This window comes from Fundidesulfovibrio sp. (assembly GCF_058402725.1).
On record NZ_JBZVFJ010000081.1, the window covers coordinates 1 to 18008 of the forward strand.

Below are 18008 nucleotides of genomic sequence, written 5' to 3' on the forward strand. Positions count from 1 at the left end.
GCTGGTGGGCGGACAGTTCGAGGGCGATTCCATCCATCGCCTCTACCTGATCTACCCCCAGGGCAACTGGGTGGAGATCGCCCCCGGCACGCCCTACCACATCATCGGAGAGACAGGGTACGGCAAGCCCGTGCTGGACCGCACCCTCAAGCACGCCGACTCCATCAACTTCGCCCTCAAGGTGGGCTGTCTGGCCTTCGACTCCACGCGCATCAGCGCCGCCGGGGTCGATTTCCCCCTGGACGTGGTGGTCTACTCCAAGGGAACGTTCGCACTGGTGGAGCACCGCTTCGAGAAATCCGACCTGGAGCACATCTCCCTGTGGTGGCAGGAGCGGCTGCGCGAGAGCGTTGGCGCGCTGCCCTCCGAATGGATCGAACGCATCGCGGCCAAGCTCTCGCCAGTGCGGCGCAAGCTCGCCTGCCGCACGGAGGATGGCGATGCTCTTTCACGGCGTCCATGAGTCGCGCTGGCGCTACTCGCTCCCGGTGTTTCTGGAGCCGCATCTCCTGCGGCTGACCCCGCGCACCGGCGTGGACCAGCGCCTGGAGGCCTTCGAGACGCAGGTGACCCCCAAGCCCGCCGGTCAGGTCGAGATCGAGGACGCGGGGGGCAACCGCGCCCTGCGCATCTGGTTCGAAGGCCAGCATGAGGAACTTGTGGTCCGCACGCGCTTCACCGCGCGCACCCTGCGCGCCAATCCCTTCGACTACCTGCTGGAGCCCGGGGCCCTGCGCCTGCCCCCGGAGCTTTCCCCGGCCGAGAAAGCGGTTTTGGCCCCCTGCCTGGCTCCCCTGGGCGGGGCGCGCGTGCGCCGCCTGGCCCGGCGCATGGCCGAGGTGGCCGGGGAGGGCGGCGTGCCCGCCTTCCTCTGGACGCTCAACGCCTGGGTCTACGCCAACGTGGCCGTTGCCCCCCGCATGGAGCCCGGCGTGCAGGGCCCCGAGGAGACCCTGGAGTCGGGCCGGGGGGCCTGCCGGGACGCCACGCTGGTCTTCATGGCCGCCTGCCGGGCCGCCGGGGTGCCCGCGCGCTACGCCTCCTGCTACCAGCAGGGCGACGCGGACCAGGACGCGCGCGACCTGCACGCCTGCGCCGAGGCCTTCATCCCGGGCGCGGGCTGGCGCGGCTTCGACCCCACCCTGGGCCTGGCCGTGGCCGCTTCCCACCTGATGCTCTGCGCCGCGCCCGATCCCTCGCTCACGGCCCCGGTCACGGGGAGCTTCCGGGGTACGGGCGCCACGGGCGAGTTGAGCCACAGCATCGAACTCACCGTGGAAGATTAGGCCGATCCGGCCTGCCGCCGGGCAGTCTCACGCCTGACGGCCGTTCAGCCAGGATTCCAGCGAAGCGAAGCTTGCCCGGGCGGTGAGGTCCAGGGTCAGGGGCGTCACGGAGACCACGCCGTCCACGGCCAGGGCGTAGGCGTCGGTGTCGGGGCGGTCGCCCTCGCAGCGGCGCTTGCGGATCACGATGTCGCCGCGCCTGCTTTGCAGCGTCGCTCCGGGGATGGAGGGCTCGTAGAAGAGGTGCGGGGAGAGCCGGGTGATCCGCCAGGGCGTGTCCGGCGTGGCAGCCAGGGGCACGTCGATCTTGAGCACGTGCACGTCGGCCGGGAGCCCTCCCTCGAGGACGATGCGCGCGAAGCGGCGCAGGAAGTGCACAGCGGCGTCCCAGTCCAGGGGGGCGTATCGCCTGTGGCAGTCCACGGGGGTCTCCAGGGAGACGGCGATGGCCGGGATGCCGCGCGCTGCGGCCTCCAGGGCCGCGCCCACGGTGCCGGAGCTGGTGACGTTGGCCCCCAGGTTCTCGCCGTAGTTGATGCCCGAGACCACCAGGTCCGGGGTCTCCCCGGGGAACACGTGGAGCCCGTGGGCCAGGGCCGAGGCCGGGGTGGCGTCGCAGGCGTAGGCCTCCAGTTCGCGGCCCTGAACACTGAACGGATGGGGCGCGAGGGCGGCGTCCGGGTGGCCTGCGTGAGCCCTGCCCATGGAGGTCTGCTGGTGCAGGGGGGCCACCACGCGCAATGCGCCTTCGGCGTGCAGGGCCCGGGCTGCGGCCTCCAGCCCCGGGGAGCGGATGCCGTCGTCGTTGGTGAGGAGGATGCGGGGAGTTTTCATGGCGTGCGTCCTGGGCGGGCTGCGATGGGAAGGCGTTGTCCGGAAGGTGGTTCGCTACCACGCGCGCGGGGGCGCTTCAAGGTTAGGGAGGGAGCAAGGGGTCAAGTTGTAGTCAACTCCTCCCAGCCAGTATCCCCTTCTCCGCAGCCGCCGCGTCGGGGTAGCGATTCCCAAAAAAGAGGGCCGCTTGCGCGGCCCTCTCTCGTTTCGTGTGGCTGGGGCTGGTTCTAGAGAACCTTGAAGCTCAGCACTTCGTTGGACTCGGGCTGGATCACGTGCACGCCGCAGGCGATGCAGGGGTCGAAGGAGTGCACGGTACGCAGGATTTCCACCGGACGCTTGGGGTCGGCGATGGGGGTGTTCATGAGGGCCTCTTCCACGGGGGAGAGCTTGCCGGCGGCGCAGCGGGGCCCGAGGCTCCAGGTGGAGGGCACCACGAGCTGGAAGTTGTTGATCTTCCCGCCCTTGATGTCGATCCAGTGGGAGAGGGCGCCGCGGGGCGCGTCGACGAAGCCGACGCCCTGGGCGGAGTCGGGCATCTTCCAATCCTGGTACAGCTTGGTGTTGCCCTTCTTCACGTTCTCGGAGAGCTTCTTCACCCAGGCTTCCATCTCGCCGCAGATGACGGCGGTTTCGATGCCGCGGGCAGCGGTGCGGCCCAGGGTGGAGAAGAGCGCGGTGGGCTGGATGCCCAGGTTCTTGCAGACCATGTCCACGGTCTTCACGGTGGCCTTGTGGCCCTTGGCGTAGGCCACCAGCACCTTGGCGAGGGGGCCGGTCTCCATGGGCTCGCCCATGTAGCGGGGGGCCTTCATCCAGGAGTAGCGGTCCTTGTCGTCAAGCTTGGTGTACTGCGGATCGGTGACGCCCTCGTAGGGGTGCTTGGCTTCGTTGCCCTTGTACCAGGAGTGGGCCACGTGCTCGAGGATCTGCTTCTGGTCGACGGGCTTCACGCCCTTGAGGTCGCGCTTCATGATCACGCCGGAGGGCAGGAAGCGGTCGTCGAGGCCGCGCTCGCTCTTCTGCGGGAACTCGCCGAAGCAGATGAAGTTGGTGGTGCCGCCGATGGAGGCCCAGTCCTTGTAGTAGGAGGCCACGGCCAGCAGGTCGGGGATGTAGACTTCCTCGATGAACTGCTTGACTTCCTTGAACAGGGTCATGAACTCGGCGATGCGCTCGGGGCGCAGGGCGTCGTAGTTGGTGCAGCCGCCCACCACGGTGAACTGGGTGTGGGGGTTCTTGGCGCCGAAGATGGCCATGGCCTTGGCGGCCTTCACCTGCAGGCGCAGAGCCTCGAGGTAGTGGGCGGTGGCGATCAGGTTCACTTCCGCGGGCAGGTAGTAGGCCGGGTGGCCGCCCAGGAAGTAGGCGTTGGTGAAGATGCCCAGCTGGCCGGAATCCACCAGGGCCTTGAGCTTGTCCTGCACGGCCTTGAGGTCGGCCGCGTTGGTCTTGCGCTTGGAGATGGAGTTGGCGATCTGGGCGGCCTTGTTGGGGTCGGCCTTGAGGGCGTTCTGCACGTCCACCCAGTCGAGGGCGTGGAGGTGGTAGAAGTGGACGATGTGGTCATGGAGGTACTGGGCGGCCATGACCAGGTTGCGCATGATGGTGGCGTTCTCGGGGACGTTCACCTTCACGGCGTCGTCCACGGCGCGGGTGGAGGCCAGGGCGTGGACGTAGGTGCACACGCCGCAGGAGCGCTGGGTGAAGTGCTGGGCGTCGCGGGGGTCGCGGCCCTTGAGGATGATCTCCAGGCCGCGGAAGAGCTGCGAGGAGCTCCAGACGTTGGTGATCTTGCCGGCGCCCACTTCGCACACGATGCGCAGGTGACCCTCGATGCGGGTGACCGGGTCGACGATGACGGGGCCGGTGAAGTTGCTCTGGGGCGTTTTCATGATTTGAGGCTTGCTGTCAGCCATTGGAATCCTCCGTGAGGTGTGCTGCGGTTCGAGCTACGAGCGACCAACCAAGGGGCTGACCGAGGCTAGCGGCCGACGTAGAAAGGCGACATGGAATCCCAGAAGTTCGGCTCGGAGCAGCCGATGCAGGGATGTCCGGCCTTCACGGGCCAGTTGGTCTCGTTGAAGAGCACCTTGGGGCAGTTGTTGTAGGTCTCGGGGCCGCGGCAGCCCAGGTTGGCGAGGCAGTAGCCTTTCTTGGCTTCCTCGGAGTCGAAGCTGGGGGCGAACTTGCCGTCGTCGTAGAACTTCACGCGTTCGCACTGGTCGTGCACGGAGGTTCCGAAGAACGCCTTGGGGCGGTTGAGGGGGTCGAGGTCGATCTTCTCGCCCTTGAGGAAGAGCACCACGGCGCCCACGAAGTTGATGGGGTTGGGCGGGCAGCCGGCGATGTTGATCACGTCCTTGCGGTCAAGGAACTTGGCCACGGAGACGGCCTGGGTCGGGTTGGGCTTGGCGGCCTGCACGCCGCCGAAGGTGGCGCAGGTGCCCATGGCGATGATGGCCTTGGCCTTGGCAGCGCACTTCTTGAGGTTGTCGGCCATGGTGTGGCCGCCCACCATGCCCCACTTGCCGTCCTCGATCATGGGGATGGCGCCTTCGTGCACCAGGATGAACCCGTCGGGGGAGTTCATGGCCTTCTGCAGGGCGTCCTCGGCGGCCTCGCCCGCGGCGGCCATGATGGTCTCATGGTAGTCGAGGCTGATGGTGTCGAGGATGAGCTCGTCGATGAAGGGCTTGTAGGTGCGCAGCACGGCCTCGGAGCAGCCGGTGCATTCCGCGCCGTGGAGATAGATCACGCTGGGGCGCTTGGACGCCGCCAGGACCTGGGCCACCTCGCCAGCGGCTCCGGGCCCCATTCCCAGGGCCGTTGCCACCGCCGCGCAGAATTTCATGAAGTCGCGGCGGGAGACGCCCTTTTGTTCCAAGCGTTTTTCGGCGTCGTCCTTGGCGAGACCAATGGATACGCGCATACGGACCTCCCAAATCGTTACAGGTTGGCTGTGCTGGTTGTAGGGCCACACTGCGAAGCCGCGGCGGCCGCCCCCACGGGGCCGCCGGGCCGAAATCCACGGGCTGGAGCCCACCACTCAGGCGGAACTTCCTTTATCACAGGCCCTTGACTTTTGCCAGCAGTTTATTGTGATGGATGGGACAATCTGACGCAGGCACCCGGCGCGTCCGCCATGGCGGGGCATGACGCAGAGCGGGGTAAGCCGCCGGAACACGCCGTGCAACAGTCGTGATGCAACAGAAAACGGCAGTCGTGTTATTCTGTGGAAAGTCGTGCTACGATAATGCATCCAAAAAGGTTCCCTCTGCACCGCTTTCCGGGTGGGGCCGCTCGGGAAGGATGCCGTGTTATGATCTGTTGCAGTGTGGCACGATATCGTGAAAAAAAGGACGATCCCAGCTCAGCCCAGTTCGAGCCGGAGCATGGTCACGTCGTCGTCCAGAATCTGGCGGCCCGAGAGGGCGCGCGCGTGGGCCAGGGCGGTCTCCGGGTCCGGCCCCAGGCCGCCGGGGGCAGCCTCGGCGTAGGCCTTGAAGTCCTCGTAACTGGCCACAGCGCCGTTGGGCAGCCGGATTTCGTACACCCCGTCGGAGAAGACGAGCAGGCGCGCCCTGCCTTCCAGGCGCGTCTCGGCCTCCCGGAAGTGCGCCTCGGGCATGGCTCCGATGAACAGGCTCTGGCAGCGCAGTTCCTCGGCGCGCCCGTCGCGGAAGAGCAGGGGCGGCGGATGCCCGGCGGAGGCGTAGCGCAAAAGCCCGTCGCCGGGCCGGTAGACCCCGTAGAAGATGGTGAAGTAGAGGTCGTTCTGCTTCGACATCTGGAACACCTGGTTGAGCCCGGCCAGCACCTGGGCCGGGGAGCCGAAGTCCACTCCCGGCAGGGTCTGGCTGCGCAGCACGTTGAGGGCCGACACCGAAAGCAGGGCCGGCCCCACGCCATGGTCGCACACGTCGAGCAGGTAGAAGGCGAAGCGCTCCGGGTCGATCCAGTGGTAGCCCAGGGCGTCGCCGCCCAGCATGGCCGAGGGCTGGAAGAGCCAGTCCGCGCGCACGGGGCCTTCCGGGAGGGGCGCGGGCAGGAGGTTGCGCACGTAGCTGGCGGCCTGGTCCAGTTGGCGTGCCAGCTCCCTGTAGGCCCGGTCGCGCTCCAGAAGCCGCGTGTAGCCCTGGGAGTGGTGGCGCAGCCGGGCCGTCAGCTCCACGCGGTCGGGCAGCTTCACCAGATAGTCGTTCGCGCCCAGGGCGAAGGCCTTGGCCTTGGTCTCGGGCTCCTCCTTGGTGGAGAGCACCACGAGAGGCAGCTCCTTGAGCTTGGGATGGGCCCGGAAGTACCTCACCAGGGTCAGGCCGTCGATATCGGGCATGACGAGGTCCAGGAGCACCACGGTGGGCCGGTGTTCCAGGGCCATGGGCAGGGCCTTGGCCGGGTCCTGGGTGGAGAGGAAGGCGATGTCCGCCTCGGGTGCCAGCATGCGGCGCAGGGCCTCGGCCACCATGGGCTGGTCGTCCACGCAGAGCACGCGCACGGGGGCGTCGGCGGAGAGGGATGGGGCTGTCATGTCCTGGGGAGGTGTTTGGCGGCCTGGGCCGCGATGGCGGAAAGCGGCAGCACCAGGGAGGCCGCGCCCATGTCCCGGGCGGCCTTGGGCATGCCGTAGACGGCGCTGGAGGCCCGGTCCTGGGCGATGGTCAGCCAGCCCTTGCCGCGCAGGGCCAGCAGGCCTTTGGCCCCGTCGGCCCCCATGCCCGTGAGGAGCACCGCGACCCCGGGGCGCAGGGCCGAGGCGGCCAGGCTCTCGAAAAGCGCGTCGATACAGGGGCGGTAGGCGCTGGCGGCGGGCTCCTCGCTGTAGGAGAGGGTGTTCACGGCGTTCACCACCAGATGGCGTCCGCCCCGGGCCACGTAGACCCGCCCGGGCAGCAGGCGGTCGCCCTCGCGGGCCAGGGTGACTTGCAGTCCGGACTGGAGGCCCAGCCAGTCAGCCAGATTGTCGCTGAAGGCGTCGTCCAGGTGCTGGGCCACGAGCACGGCCCCGGGGAAGCCCGGCGGCAGCCCGGCCAGCAACTCGGCCACGGCTTTTGGGCCGCCGGTGGAGGCCCCCACGGCCAGGACGGGGGGGTAGCTCCGCGCCCTCATTCCGGCTCCCCGATGAGCGCCAGCACGGCGTCGAGCAAGGCGTCGCCCTGGAACCCGGACTTGGGCAGGTAGTGGTCGGCCCCGGCCTCCAGCCCGGCGAGGCGGTCCTCGGGGCGGTCCTTGTAGGAGACGATCATCACGGGCGTGCGGGCCAGGAGCGGGTCGGCCTTGAGGGCCCGCGTCAGTTCGATGCCGGTCATGCGGGGCATGTCCACGTCGGTGACCACAAGGTCGAACTCGCCGGAGCGGGCCAGGGCCAGGCCCTCCATGCCGTCCACGGCCGTGACGGCCCGGTAGCCGCGCCCGGCGAGGATCTGACGCTCCACCTCGCGCACGGTGAGCGAATCGTCCACCACGAGCACGCGCTTGGGGCCGCGCCGATGGGCCGAGCGGTCCGGTCGGCCCAGGCGGGGCAGGCGTCCCTCGGCCAGGAGGATCTCCAGGGACCGGGCGAGGCCTGCGTCGTCCAGGATGAGCACGGGGCGGCCGTCGTCCAGGAGGGAGGCCGCCGCAACGTTGGGCACGCGGCCCAGGCGGGGGTCCAGGGGGTGGACCACCAGGTCGCGCTCGCCAAGCAGGGCCTCTGCGGCCAGTCCGATAAGCGCGTTCCCGGCTTCGAGCACCACCACGGGGGTGGCCTCGCCCTCCGCCGCGCCGGGCGCGAGCCGCAGAAGCCGCGCCGCAGGGACCAGGCCCACGTGGCGTCCGTCCACAGTGACGAACTGGCGTCCCTCGGCGCTTTGGATCTCCCCGGGCTCGGCCAGCAGCACCCGCGCGATACGCGAGAGCGCCAGGGCGTAGGGCTCGCCACCGGCCGTGAACACCAGGGCGCGCACCACGGAGCGGCTCACGGGCAGGGTGAGGGTGAACGTGGTCCCCCGCCCGGGCACGGACTCCACGCGCGCCCGGCCGCCGCACTCCTGGAGCATCACGCGCACGGCGTCCAGGCCCACGCCGCGCCCCGAGACGCTGGTGACCTCGCTGGAGGTGGTGAAGCCCGGCAGAAAAAGGAACTCGAAGAGCTCCTCGCGGGTGAGCCTGGCGGCAATGTCCTGGGCGGCCAGGCCCAGGGCCGTCACGCGGGCGCGCAGGGCCTCGGGGTCCATGCCCCGTCCGTCGTCGCTCAGGCGCACTTCGAGGTTGCCCGCCGAGTGACGGGCCGAGAGGACCACATGGCCCTGGGCGGGCTTGCCCGAGGCCAGGCGTTCTTCGGGGGGCTCCAGGCCGTGGTCCAGGGCGTTGCGCAGCAGGTGTCCCAGGGGGGCGTCCAGATGGTCCAGGATGTCCCGGTCGACGGGGGTTTTCCCTCCCTCTACCGTGAAGCGGGCCTCGCGACCCAGCTCGCGGCACACGTCGCGCGCCATGCGCGGCAGGCCCCGCACCCCTTCGGCGAAGGGGCGCATGCGGCTGCCCAGCACCTGGTCGTAGAGGCGGCCCGAGAGGTTCTCCAGGCGGCGCGAGAGGTCGTCCAGAGCCTTGTCGGCCTGGGCGCGCGCGGCCATGATGCCCTGGAAGATCTCCCGGGCGCGCCGGGCCGTGTCCCCGGCTTCGCCCTGGCCCAGCTGCGCGGCCAGGGAGGCCAGGAGGTCCTCCAGGTCGAAGTGGGCGCGGCGTGCCTCGCGCACCTGGGAGAACACCCGGGCCAGCGCGCCGGATTCCACCACGCACTGCCCGGCCAGCCCCATGAGGCGGCCCACCAGCTCGGAGGAGAGGCGCAGCACGCCGTCTTCGCGGGGGGGCGCGGGGTTGCCCGGACGGGGGGCGGCCGGAGCGACGGCAGGAGCGGCGGGGGACGACACGGCCGGGGGCGCGGAGGCGGACTGCGCGCCAGAGGCCCGGGGCGCGGAGTCCTCGGCCAGGAGCTGGCGCAGGGCGTGCTCGATGGCCGCTGCGCGTTCCCCGCCCCGCGCGAGCAGGTCCGGAAGGTCGGCCGGGGCGGCGCGGGAGAGTTCCCCGAAGAAGTCGTTGGCGGCCAGCAGGGCGTCCACGCGGGCGGGGGTGAGCTCCAGGCGTCCCTGCTGGGCCGCCTGGAAGAGATCTTCCATGGCGTGGGCCAGACCCACGGCCTGGGTCAACTCCACGATGCGCGCCGCGCCCTTGATGGAATGGGCCGCGCGCATGAGGCCCTCCAGGCGCTCGGGGGGCGCGTCGGGGTCGATGCCGACCAGCCCGTCCTCGATGGCCTGGCGGTGGGTGGCCAGCTCCATGGCGAAGAGGTCCAGCAGGGAGAGGTCGGCCAGTTCGGGCGTCATGGCGAGAGGCTCCCCAGCAGGGCGCGGCCCAGGCGTTCCGGGTCGGCCACGGCGGCCAGGCGGCCGCCCACGCGGGCCATGCCGGCCACTACGGGGCGAGGTCCGCGCGCCAGGGTGTCGGGGGCTGGCTCCAGGGCGTCGGGATCGTAGGGGCTCATGCCCGGGGCCTCGTCCACCACCAGGGCGAAGCGGCCCTGGCGGGTGCGCACGGCCACGAGGCGGGGCCTTCCCGGGGCCTGGGAGGGCTCCGCGCCCAGGAGCGCGGCAAGGCTCACGCAGGGCAGCAGTTCGCCGTCCACGTTGGCCAGTCCCAGGAACACCGGTCCCGAGAGATAGGGCACGGCATGGACCGGCCCCAGCGGCAGGGCCTGGTCCACCATGGAGGCGGGCAGGGCGGTCCACTCCTCGCCCGCGCGGACCAGAAGCGCCGCCCCGCGTTTCGCGCCCGCGTCGTCCTTGGGCTGGGCGGCCTGGGCGGTCCACTCGGCCAGCACCTCGGGGGAGGGCTCGCGGTCGAAGAGGAGCTTGGCCTCGCGGGAGGTGTCGTCGGTCACGGCCGGGGCTCCTCGAGGATGCGCCGCAGGCGGCCCTGGAGCAGGTCGGCCTCCAGGCGGCGGCCGTGGGCGCGTTCGAGCAGTTCGAGGTGGGTGAGGCTCTCCAGGTGTCCGGGATCCAGGTAGAGGGCGGCGCGCAGGGCCTGTTCGGCCTCGGCCTCGCGTCCCAGGGCCAGCAGGGCGGCGGCGCGCAGGTGGCAGAGCCGGGCGGACGGCCCCTGGTCGGCCTGGGCCTGGTCCAGGGCCTCAAGGGCCTCGCCCAGACGGCCCGAGTCAGCCAGGGCGGAGGCGCGCTCCAGCAGGTCCGGGCCGGATGCATCGGGGGAGGGCGGGATGCACTGTGCGCCCAAGCCCCCGGCGAAGCCCGATGCTCCGGGCGCGCCGCCCGCGCGGGGCGCTCCGGGGACGCGGGACGGGGAGCGGTCCGCCGCGCCTTCGGGCCGCGCTCCGGCTGCAAGCGGCGCAGCGGGCGTCGGGGCTCGCAGGCCGTGGGGCGCGAGCCCAAGGCCCAGAAAGGCCGCGCCCTCGGCCGGGGCGGTGAAGAACGCGCCGCCTGGGCCGAGCAGGCGGCGCAGGTTGGCCGCGAGCCGCGACCTGGCATCCTGGGCCGTGTAGATGAGCATGTGTCGGCAGAACACGGCGTGGTAGGGCGGTTCGTGGGCCAGGAAATCCGAGGCGAGCACGTCGCCCTCGAGGAAGCGGATGGACTCCAGGGCCGCCGGGGCCAGGACGAGCAGGTCGTCCTCCCTGTGCAGCCAGGGGCAGGGTTCGGGCAGGGGGGCGCGCAGGCTGTGCGGGCCGAAGCGGCCCGTGCGGGCCTGGGCCAGGGCCTCGGGGCAGGCGTCCACGGCGTCCACGCGGAAGTCCCTCGGAGCGAGGCCCGCGTCCAGCAGGGCCATGGCCGCCCCGGCAGGCTCCTCGCCGGTGGAGCAGGGGACGCAGAGCACGCGCACGGGCCTGGGCAGCGCAGGGGCCAGGCGGGCCAGGGCGCGGAAGGCCTCCGGGTCGCGGAAGAGCCAGGTTTCCTGGACCACGGCCTGGCCGCAGAAGAGGCGGCGCGCACCGGGGTCGGCGGCCAGGCGCGCGGGCAGCTCCCGTTCGTGCGCCAGGCCCAGCCGACCGGAGGCGATGCGCGCGGCGCGGCGCAGGCCGTCCTCGCCCACGGCTCGGGGGTCCAGCCCGGCCGCTTCCGCGGCGCGGCTGAAGAGGGTCACGGGGCGGCCTCCGCCGGGACCTGCCGGTCCGGGGCGTCGGCCGTCCGGCTCAGGGCGCGCAGGAGTTCCGAGGGCAGCACGCGGGCCACGTCGAGGATCTGCACCAGTTCCTCGCCCCCGGCGACCCCCGTGACCCACGGCGCGGCGGGCGCGCCCGGCGGGGCGACGGCGGCGGGGTCGATGGCCAGGGTCTTGAGCACGCGCTCGGCCATGAGTCCGACGGCCAGCCCCTCGGGCGTGGCGGCGCAGAGGATGCGCGTGGAGGCGAAGCGGCGCGAGGGCCGTCCGGCCAGGAGCACGGTGAGGTCGGCCACGGGAAGGCTTCGGCCCCGGAGGTTCATGAGCCCGGCAACATAAGGCGGCGCGCCGGGCAGGGGGGCCAGCTCCACCAGGGGGGCCACCTCGAGGATGTCCCGGGCGGGCACGGCGAAGCGCGCCCCGGCGGCGCGGAGGGTGACGCAGAGCATCTAGCGCTCCAGCTCGAAGCGGGCCAGGATGTCCTTGAGGCCCGCCGCCGTGGCGGTGAGGTCTTCGGCGGCCTGGCGGAATTCGGCCAGGGAGTCGCGGGTTTCGCCCGCCGCGTCGGCCAGCTGGGCGATGACCACGCTGATCTGGTCCGCGCCCTCGGCCTGGGCGCGCATGCCTTCGGTGACGGTGGAGAAGCGCGGGGTGAGGGCCTCGCCGGACTCGATGATGCGGCCCAGGCGGGTGTTGACGCCCTGGGATGTCTCGGCGGTCTGTTCGGCCAGGCCACGGAAGCCGTCCATGGCCCCGGCCCCGGCCTGGACCGAGGCCTGCATGTCGCGCACGGTGCGCTCGATGTCCAGGGCGGCGGCGGCGGTCTGGTCGGCCAGTCGGCGGATTTCGCGGGCCACCACCGCGAAGCCGGGGCCGAACTCCCCGGCCTTTTCGGCCTCGATGGCGGCGTTGAGCGAGAGCAGGTTGGTCTGGGTGGCGACCTTGGCGATGGTGGAGAGCAGTTGGCCGATGCCCGAGGCCTTCTCCCGGATGAGCGAGAGCTTGGCGGACATGTCGCGGCTGGCCTGGGAGAGGCCCAGCATGGCGTCGTCCATGAGCGCGAGGCTTTCTCGGCCTTCCACGGCCAGGGAGGAGGAGCGGTTGGCCAGGCCCAGCACCTCGCCCATGGTGTCGGCCAGGTTGGCGGCGGTGGCGGAGATCTCCTTGCTGGTGGCCCCCACCTCCACCGTGGAGGCCGCCTGCTGGGTGGCCGAGGCCTCGATCTGGCGGGCCGTGGCCGCGATGCGACCGGCCGAGGCCTGGAGCTGCTCGCCCGTGGCGTTGACGGCGGCCAGCAGGTTCTCCAGGCTGTGGATCATCACGGCCACGGCGGCGAAGAGCTGGCTGGTCTCGGAGCTGGAGGCGCGGCTGGCGCGCAGGCGCTCCGCGTTGCAGCTGCCCGAGGGGCAGGAGGCCTCCAGCAGGGCCGATGCCTGGGCAACCTTGCCGTCGGCGATGGTGGTGGCGATGCGGGCCACCCGGGCGATGGGCCGGGCGATGGACGTGGCGATGCCCCAGGCCAGCAGGCCCGCCCCCAGGATGGAGGCCAGGCTCACGCCCAGGGCCACGCCGAAGTGCAGGCGCAGGTGGCGCAGGCGATCCTCCAGGAGGCCCCGGAACTGGGCGTAGCACTGGTCCCACAGCTCGGCTCCGGCCTTGAGGGCCGCGTCCCCAGCCCGGGAATAGGCCTCCAGGTTCATGGAGGCCTCCCGCGCGGTGACGGACTTGGAGACGCGCAGGAAGGCCCGCGAGGTCTCGGCGTAGGCGTTGACGGCCTTGGGCAGCCCGGCGAGGCGGTCGCCGCCCATGGCCCGCTGGGCCTTGCCCAGCTTGTCCAGGATGCGCTCCACCACGGACTGCTCCCAGGCGGCGCTCACGGTGGCCATCTTGGCGCGTTCGACCTCGGCCCCGGGCAGCTTGGAGAGGGCGATCTGGCCGGAGTTGAGCAGAAGCCCCAGCCGCTCCTGGGCGCGGGGGATGTCGAAGACCAGCAGGTACATCAGGTAGTAGGTGGCCAGCTCGGGGTCCAGCACCAGCTGGGCCGAGTCGGCGATGTACTCGCGCAGCTCGGTGAGCATGCCCATGAACTGGGCCTGGGCGGCCACGGCGTGTTCGGGGCTGGAGGCGGGGGTGCGGGCGATGTCCGCCGCAGCCTTGACGAAGGCGGCAGGCTCAAGGTGCGAAAGGCCCAGGGGGGCCAGTTTGTCGGGGGTGAGCCCCAGGCAGTCGGCGTCGCGGTTGAGGCGTTTGGAGAGTTCGGTCCAGCGGTCGGCCAGGACGATGTCCAACTGGGCCAGGGGGGCGCTCACGTCGGCCCCGCCCATGCGGTCGATGACCAGCTTCACGTAGTGGGGCACGGCCTCGGCGATGTCCTCCAGGGGGTCCAGGGCGGCCACGCCCGCCAGCTCCACCCGGGCCAGGCGCAGGTCGCGCGCCATCTGCCCCAGCAGTAGGAAGAGCAGCAGGGCGATGGGCACGAGGAAGCTCGAGCAGCAAAGGGTCAGTTTCCCGGAAAGCTTGAGTTCGCGCCACCAGGCGATCATGAGGCTTGGTCCTTTGTGGAAGGGTGGGCTGCGGCGCACGCGGCGCGCAGGGCGGATTCCATGTCCCCGGCCAGGGAGGCCAGTTCGCCCAGGGCCAGGGCCAGTTCGGCGGAGGCGTCCAGCGCGCGACGGGCCGAGGGCGGCCCCTGGGCCGCCCGGCGGGCGGACTCCCCGGCCTGTAGCGCCGCGCCCTCCAGGGCCTTGGCCGCACGTTGCAGGCCCGCGACGGCTTCGCCCAGGCGCAGCCCGGCCTGGTCCATGCGCCGGGCGAAGGTGTCCATCTCCATCACTTCGGCGGCCACGGCCTGGCGCATGCGCGCCACGAGGCGCTCGATGTCCTCCGCGCCCATGGCCGCGGTGTCGGCCAGGCGGCGCACCTCGCGGGCCACCACCGCGAAGCCCCGGCCGTGCTCGCCGGCCTTCTCGGCCTCGATGGAGGCGTTGAGCGACAGCATGTTGGTCTGCTCGGCGATGGCGGCCATGCCGCCCACCAGGGCCTGGGCCTGCTCGGCCGTGGCCGAGATCACCGAGAGCTTGGCCGAAGCGCCCTGCGCGCCGGACCGGATGGCGGCCATGGCCTGTTCGAGGCTTTCCAGGGCGCCGCGCGCTTCTTCCAGGGCCTCGCGGGAGCGGTCCAGGGGGGGGAGTGCTCCCGCGGCGGCCTCCTCGCAGAAGCGGCTTGTGGAGAGCGCGGCCTGGATGTCGGAAGCCAGACCGGCAAGGGCGTCCTGCGGCAGGACGGCGTCCCGGGCGAGCAGCCCGGCCTTCTCCAGGAGCAGCCGCAGTTCCTCGGGGTCCGGCCCCTGCACGCTTTTGTGAGGCGCGGCGGGGGCGTCCTCCCGGGTCTCCCGCTGCGGCGCGCGCCCGCCGGACAGTGCCAGGCCGGCAAGTCCCCCGGCGACGGCCAGGAAGGCGCACGCCGCCAGCGCGGCCCCGAGGGGCGAGCGCCAGGCGAACAGCTCCTCGAAAAGCCACGGCAACAGCGCCGAAAACAGGCCCAGCAGGCCGCCCGCCACGGCAAGGATCCATCCGGAACGTCGCACCATGGACCTTCGTTACTCCGGGCGCGGAACGCGCGCAACACCCGATGGTTGAAGCCCCGGGAAAAAGGGGGTAGCGAAGCACCCATGAACCATGCGGCCGATCCGTACGTGAGCGTTCCCCGAGGGCGCTCGGGCCAGGAGGAACTTCAAGCCTGCCACGAGGCCCTGAAGCGACGCTCGTTCGCGCGGGCCCTGGACGCCGTGCCGGTGGTGGTGTTCGTGCTGTGCGCCACGCGCCAGATCGTCCTGGCCAACGCCCAGGCCCGGCAGGCCTCGGGGCGCACCATGAACGAGCTGCTGGGCATGCGCCCCGGCGAGGCCTTCGACTGCATCCACGCCCACCTGGAGGACGACGGCTGCGGCGCTTCGGAATTCTGCACCCGCTGCGGCGCGGTGCAGACCATCCTGCGCGGGCTCTCCGGCGAGCACTGCGTCAAGGAATGCAGCCTGCTGCGCCGGGGCGGCCACGGCGTGGAGGCCGTGGACCTCCAGGTGAGCGCGCGCCCCGTGGAACTGGACGGCCAGGCCTACGTGGTCTTCACCGTGCAGGACCAGGGCGACGTGAAGCGCCGCCGCACCCTGGAGCGCCTTTTCTTCCACGACGTGCTCAACACCGCCGGGGGGCTCACCGGGCTCATGGGGCTGCTCCGGGAAGACCTCCCCCAGCGCTTCCAGGGCGACGCGCGCTTCATCCACTCCACCCTGGAGCACCTTGTGGACGAGCTCAAGGCCCAGAAGGACCTGCTCGCCGCCGAGAACAACGAGCTGGAACCCGTGTTCGTCACCCTGGGCGCCAGGGCGCTCCTGGACGATGCGGCCCGCCTGGGCGCGAGCCTGCCGCAGGCCGAAGGGGGAGGCGTGCGCGTGGAGGCCTCGGGGCAGGACGCCCGCGTGCTGAGCGACCCGGTGCTGCTCAAGCGGGTGCTGGGCAACATGGTCAAGAACGCCGTGGAGGCCAGCGGCGCCGGCGACGTGGTGCGCCTGTGGTGCGAGAGCGGGGACGGCGTGGTGCGCTTCTGCGTGGCCAACCCCGCCGTGATGAGCGAGGACGTGCGCCTGCGCGTGTTCAAACGCAACTTCTCCACCAAGGGCAAGGGTCGGGGCCTGGGGGCCTACGGCATGCGCCTGCTGGGCGAGCGCTACCTGGGCGGGCGCGTGGGCTTCACCTCCCGCGCCCCCGAGGGAACCGTCTTCACCCTGGAACTGCCCAACCCCCCAGTCTCCTAGGCCTTCCGTGATCCGGCGCATCACCCTGGTGGACTTCATGGCCCACTCCCGCACCGAGCTGGAGTTGGCCCCGGGCCTCAACGTGCTTTGCGGCCCCAACAACACGGGAAAGTCCGCCGTGGTGGAGGCCCTGCGCTGCCTCACCTCCAACCCCGCGCCGCGCCACGTGATCCGCCACGGAGCCAAGGAAGCCCGCGTGGAGGTGCTTCTCGACGACGGCCGCCGCGTGGCCTGGGTGCGCCGCAAGAACCACGCCCTCTACGAGGTCTACGAGCCAGGCGCGGAGGAGCCCGAGGTCTACGCCAAGCTGGGCAAGAGCGGCGTGCCCCCCGAGGTGGCCGCCGTGCTCCGGCTTTCGCCCGTCGCCTTCGAGAAGGGCGAGTCCGTGGACGTGCACCTTGCGGGGCAGCGCCAGCCCATCTTCCTTCTGGACCAGCCGGGGTCGCTCCTGGCCGACTTCCTGGCCTCCTCCACCGAGAGCGCCCACCTCATGGCCATGCAGGACCTCCTGCGCGAGAAGACCCGCCGCGCCAAGACCGTCGCGCGCGACCTGGAAACCGGGCTGGAGCGCGTGCGCCGGGGCCTGGAGGGCCTGCGCGGGCTGCCCGCCCTGGCCCTTGGTCTGGAGAACCTGCGCGAGGAGGGCCGCGTCCTGGAGGCCCGCCAGGCCGAACCCCGCGCCCTGGAGTTCCTGGCCGGGCGGATGGAGGCGCTCGCGCTGGCGCGCGCCCGGCTGCGCGCCCGGCAGGAGACGCTCTCGCGACTTGCTCCGCCCCCCGCCCCGGCCCCCTGCGCCGGGCTGGACGCCCTGCTGGAGGGCCTCACGCGGCTGAACGCCCGCAGGGACGCCGCCCGGCGCGCCCTGGCGGCCCTGGCCCCCCTGGCCGAGCCGCCCCGGCCCGCGCCCGCCGGGGAGCTGGCCGGGCTCCTGGAGCGCCTCGAGGCCGTTCGGGCCGCGCGCGCCCGGGCCTCGCGCCGGGCCGGGCTGCTGGCCGAACTTCCGCACCCGCCCGCCGTGGCCGATCCAGCGCCCCTGGCCGCTCTCGCCGAGTCCCTGGAGACCCTGCGCGCCCGCGTGGAGAAGGGCAAAGCCTGGCTGGCCCGGCGCGAGCGGGACCTCGACACCCTGGCCGCGCGCGTGGCCGCCCGCCTGGAGCAGGCCGGGGAGTGCCCCCTGTGCGGCTCGGCCATGGACCTGGAGCGCTTCCTGCGCCGGGAGGGCGCGCGTGGAACTGCCTAGGATCGAGGCCCGGGGCCTCTTCGTGGTCTGCGATCCCCACGTGGCCGCCTCGCCCCCGGGGCACCGCCTGGAGGGCTACCGCGAGCAGGTGCTGGCCAAGCTGGCCGCCTGCCTGGACCGCGCCCGCGCGCTGGAATGCCATCCCGTGATCCCGGGGGACCTCTTCCACTGGCCGCGCGAGAACCCCAACTCCCTGCTGGTGGAGCTCATCGAGCTCTTCCGGCCGCAGCGCCCCACGGTGCTCCCCGGCAACCACGACAAGTACCTCGCGCGCTTCACGCCCGACGTGTCCCTGGCCGTGCTGGCCGCCGCAGGGGCCGTGCGCCTGGCCGAGAGGCCCGGACCGGCCTTCCGGCTGGAGACGCCCTCGGGCTCCGTGCTCGTGGGGGCCTCGCCCGACGGCGCGCCCCTGCCGCGCCACGTGGAGCGCGCCGGGGCCGTGGAGACCGTGTGGTTCTCCCACCACTCGGTGGGCTTTCCGGACTTCCAGGAGGGCCTGGTGGCTCCGCGCCCCATCGAGGGGCTGGACTGGCTGATCAACGGGCACATCCACCGGCCCCAGCCCATGGTGGTCAAGGGCGGCACGCGCTGGTGCAATCCGGGCAACGTGACACGGCTCACCTTCACGGCCCGCACCCGGGAGCGCGTGCCTTCGGCGTGGATCTGGCGTCCCGGGGCCGGGGAGCTG

Annotated in this window: 15 protein-coding genes and 1 pseudogene; 5 read left to right on the forward strand and 11 right to left on the reverse strand. The window is 72.0% G+C overall.

Annotated elements, in window-relative coordinates:
* Both ACV4UX_RS11635 and ACV4UX_RS11640 read left to right on the forward strand, forming a co-directional pair.
* Positions 1 to 463, forward strand: a pseudogene (locus tag ACV4UX_RS11635) (peptidase); the annotation flags it as partial.
* Complete coding sequence (locus ACV4UX_RS11640) at positions 441 to 1286, forward strand: transglutaminase family protein (RefSeq protein WP_491593449.1); 846 nt, start codon at positions 441 to 443, stop codon at positions 1284 to 1286. The pseudogene ACV4UX_RS11635 and the gene ACV4UX_RS11640, both read left to right, overlap by 23 nt.
* A 27-nt stretch (positions 1287 to 1313) precedes the next feature.
* Here the strand turns inward: ACV4UX_RS11640 and surE are convergent, their stop codons facing one another.
* From surE to ACV4UX_RS11695, 11 genes are all read right to left on the reverse strand, one after another.
* Positions 1314 to 2120 carry a 5'/3'-nucleotidase SurE gene (gene surE / locus ACV4UX_RS11645; RefSeq protein WP_491593450.1) on the reverse strand — a complete coding sequence of 269 codons (807 nt, stop codon included), beginning with the start codon at positions 2118 to 2120 and terminating at the stop codon, positions 1314 to 1316.
* A 227-nt stretch (positions 2121 to 2347) separates the two neighbouring features.
* Entirely contained in the window at positions 2348 to 4039 is a 1692-nt protein-coding gene (locus tag ACV4UX_RS11650) for a nickel-dependent hydrogenase large subunit (protein WP_491593451.1), read from the reverse strand.
* Between the two features lie 65 nt (positions 4040 to 4104).
* Positions 4105 to 5052 (reverse strand): hydrogenase small subunit, encoded by a 948-nt coding sequence (locus ACV4UX_RS11655; protein ID WP_491593452.1) that lies wholly within the window; start codon positions 5050 to 5052, stop codon positions 4105 to 4107.
* 441 nt (positions 5053 to 5493) lie between these two features.
* The gene (locus ACV4UX_RS11660) at positions 5494 to 6651 is read right to left on the reverse strand and encodes a SpoIIE family protein phosphatase (protein ID WP_491593453.1); all 1158 of its coding nucleotides are present in this window, start codon (positions 6649 to 6651) and stop codon (positions 5494 to 5496) included.
* Positions 6648 to 7229 (reverse strand): CheB methylesterase domain-containing protein, encoded by a 582-nt coding sequence (locus ACV4UX_RS11665; protein ID WP_491593454.1) that lies wholly within the window; start codon positions 7227 to 7229, stop codon positions 6648 to 6650. Before ACV4UX_RS11665 ends, ACV4UX_RS11660 begins: the two co-directional genes overlap by 4 nt.
* Complete coding sequence (locus tag ACV4UX_RS11670; protein ID WP_491593455.1) at positions 7226 to 9481, reverse strand: hybrid sensor histidine kinase/response regulator; 2256 nt, start codon at positions 9479 to 9481, stop codon at positions 7226 to 7228. Before ACV4UX_RS11670 ends, ACV4UX_RS11665 begins: the two co-directional genes overlap by 4 nt.
* Positions 9478 to 10035, reverse strand: a complete 558-nt coding sequence (locus ACV4UX_RS11675; protein ID WP_491593456.1) for a chemotaxis protein CheW — start codon at positions 10033 to 10035, stop codon at positions 9478 to 9480. Before ACV4UX_RS11675 ends, ACV4UX_RS11670 begins: the two co-directional genes overlap by 4 nt.
* Positions 10032 to 11249, reverse strand: coding sequence for a CheR family methyltransferase (locus ACV4UX_RS11680; RefSeq protein ID WP_491593457.1), 1218 nt, complete (start codon positions 11247 to 11249; stop codon positions 10032 to 10034). Before ACV4UX_RS11680 ends, ACV4UX_RS11675 begins: the two co-directional genes overlap by 4 nt.
* Complete coding sequence (locus tag ACV4UX_RS11685) at positions 11246 to 11716, reverse strand: chemotaxis protein CheW (protein ID WP_491593458.1); 471 nt, start codon at positions 11714 to 11716, stop codon at positions 11246 to 11248. Before ACV4UX_RS11685 ends, ACV4UX_RS11680 begins: the two co-directional genes overlap by 4 nt.
* Positions 11717 to 13810, reverse strand: coding sequence for a methyl-accepting chemotaxis protein (locus tag ACV4UX_RS11690; RefSeq protein ID WP_491593459.1), 2094 nt, complete (start codon positions 13808 to 13810; stop codon positions 11717 to 11719).
* Entirely contained in the window at positions 13807 to 14856 is a 1050-nt protein-coding gene (locus tag ACV4UX_RS11695) for a methyl-accepting chemotaxis protein (protein WP_491593460.1), read from the reverse strand. Before ACV4UX_RS11695 ends, ACV4UX_RS11690 begins: the two co-directional genes overlap by 4 nt.
* Positions 14857 to 14937: 81 nt before the next feature.
* Here ACV4UX_RS11695 and ACV4UX_RS11700 point away from each other — a divergent pair, with 81 nt between their 5' ends.
* The 3 genes from ACV4UX_RS11700 to ACV4UX_RS11710 form a co-directional block, all read left to right on the forward strand.
* Positions 14938 to 16080 (forward strand): PAS domain-containing sensor histidine kinase, encoded by a 1143-nt coding sequence (locus ACV4UX_RS11700; protein ID WP_491593461.1) that lies wholly within the window; start codon positions 14938 to 14940, stop codon positions 16078 to 16080.
* A gap of 7 nt (positions 16081 to 16087) precedes the next feature.
* Positions 16088 to 17320, forward strand: a complete 1233-nt coding sequence (locus ACV4UX_RS11705; protein WP_491593462.1) for an AAA family ATPase — start codon at positions 16088 to 16090, stop codon at positions 17318 to 17320.
* Positions 17307 to 18008 (forward strand): metallophosphoesterase (locus ACV4UX_RS11710; RefSeq protein WP_491593463.1); only part of this gene is annotated, 702 nt, incomplete at its 3' end. The genes ACV4UX_RS11705 and ACV4UX_RS11710, both read left to right, overlap by 14 nt.

Coding starts and splice junctions, on each gene's coding strand:
- ACV4UX_RS11640 (WP_491593449.1), top strand. CDS start 441: ATGCTCTTTCACGGCGTCCATGAGTCGCGCTGGCGCTACTCGCTCCCG.
- surE (WP_491593450.1), bottom strand. CDS start 2,120: ATGAAAACTCCCCGCATCCTCCTCACCAACGACGACGGCATCCGCTCC.
- ACV4UX_RS11650 (WP_491593451.1), bottom strand. CDS start 4,039: ATGGCTGACAGCAAGCCTCAAATCATGAAAACGCCCCAGAGCAACTTC.
- ACV4UX_RS11655 (WP_491593452.1), bottom strand. CDS start 5,052: ATGCGCGTATCCATTGGTCTCGCCAAGGACGACGCCGAAAAACGCTTG.
- ACV4UX_RS11660 (WP_491593453.1), bottom strand. CDS start 6,651: ATGACAGCCCCATCCCTCTCCGCCGACGCCCCCGTGCGCGTGCTCTGC.
- ACV4UX_RS11665 (WP_491593454.1), bottom strand. CDS start 7,229: ATGAGGGCGCGGAGCTACCCCCCCGTCCTGGCCGTGGGGGCCTCCACC.
- ACV4UX_RS11670 (WP_491593455.1), bottom strand. CDS start 9,481: ATGACGCCCGAACTGGCCGACCTCTCCCTGCTGGACCTCTTCGCCATG.
- ACV4UX_RS11685 (WP_491593458.1), bottom strand. CDS start 11,716: ATGCTCTGCGTCACCCTCCGCGCCGCCGGGGCGCGCTTCGCCGTGCCC.
- ACV4UX_RS11690 (WP_491593459.1), bottom strand. CDS start 13,810: ATGATCGCCTGGTGGCGCGAACTCAAGCTTTCCGGGAAACTGACCCTT.
- ACV4UX_RS11695 (WP_491593460.1), bottom strand. CDS start 14,856: ATGGTGCGACGTTCCGGATGGATCCTTGCCGTGGCGGGCGGCCTGCTG.
- ACV4UX_RS11700 (WP_491593461.1), top strand. CDS start 14,938: ATGAACCATGCGGCCGATCCGTACGTGAGCGTTCCCCGAGGGCGCTCG.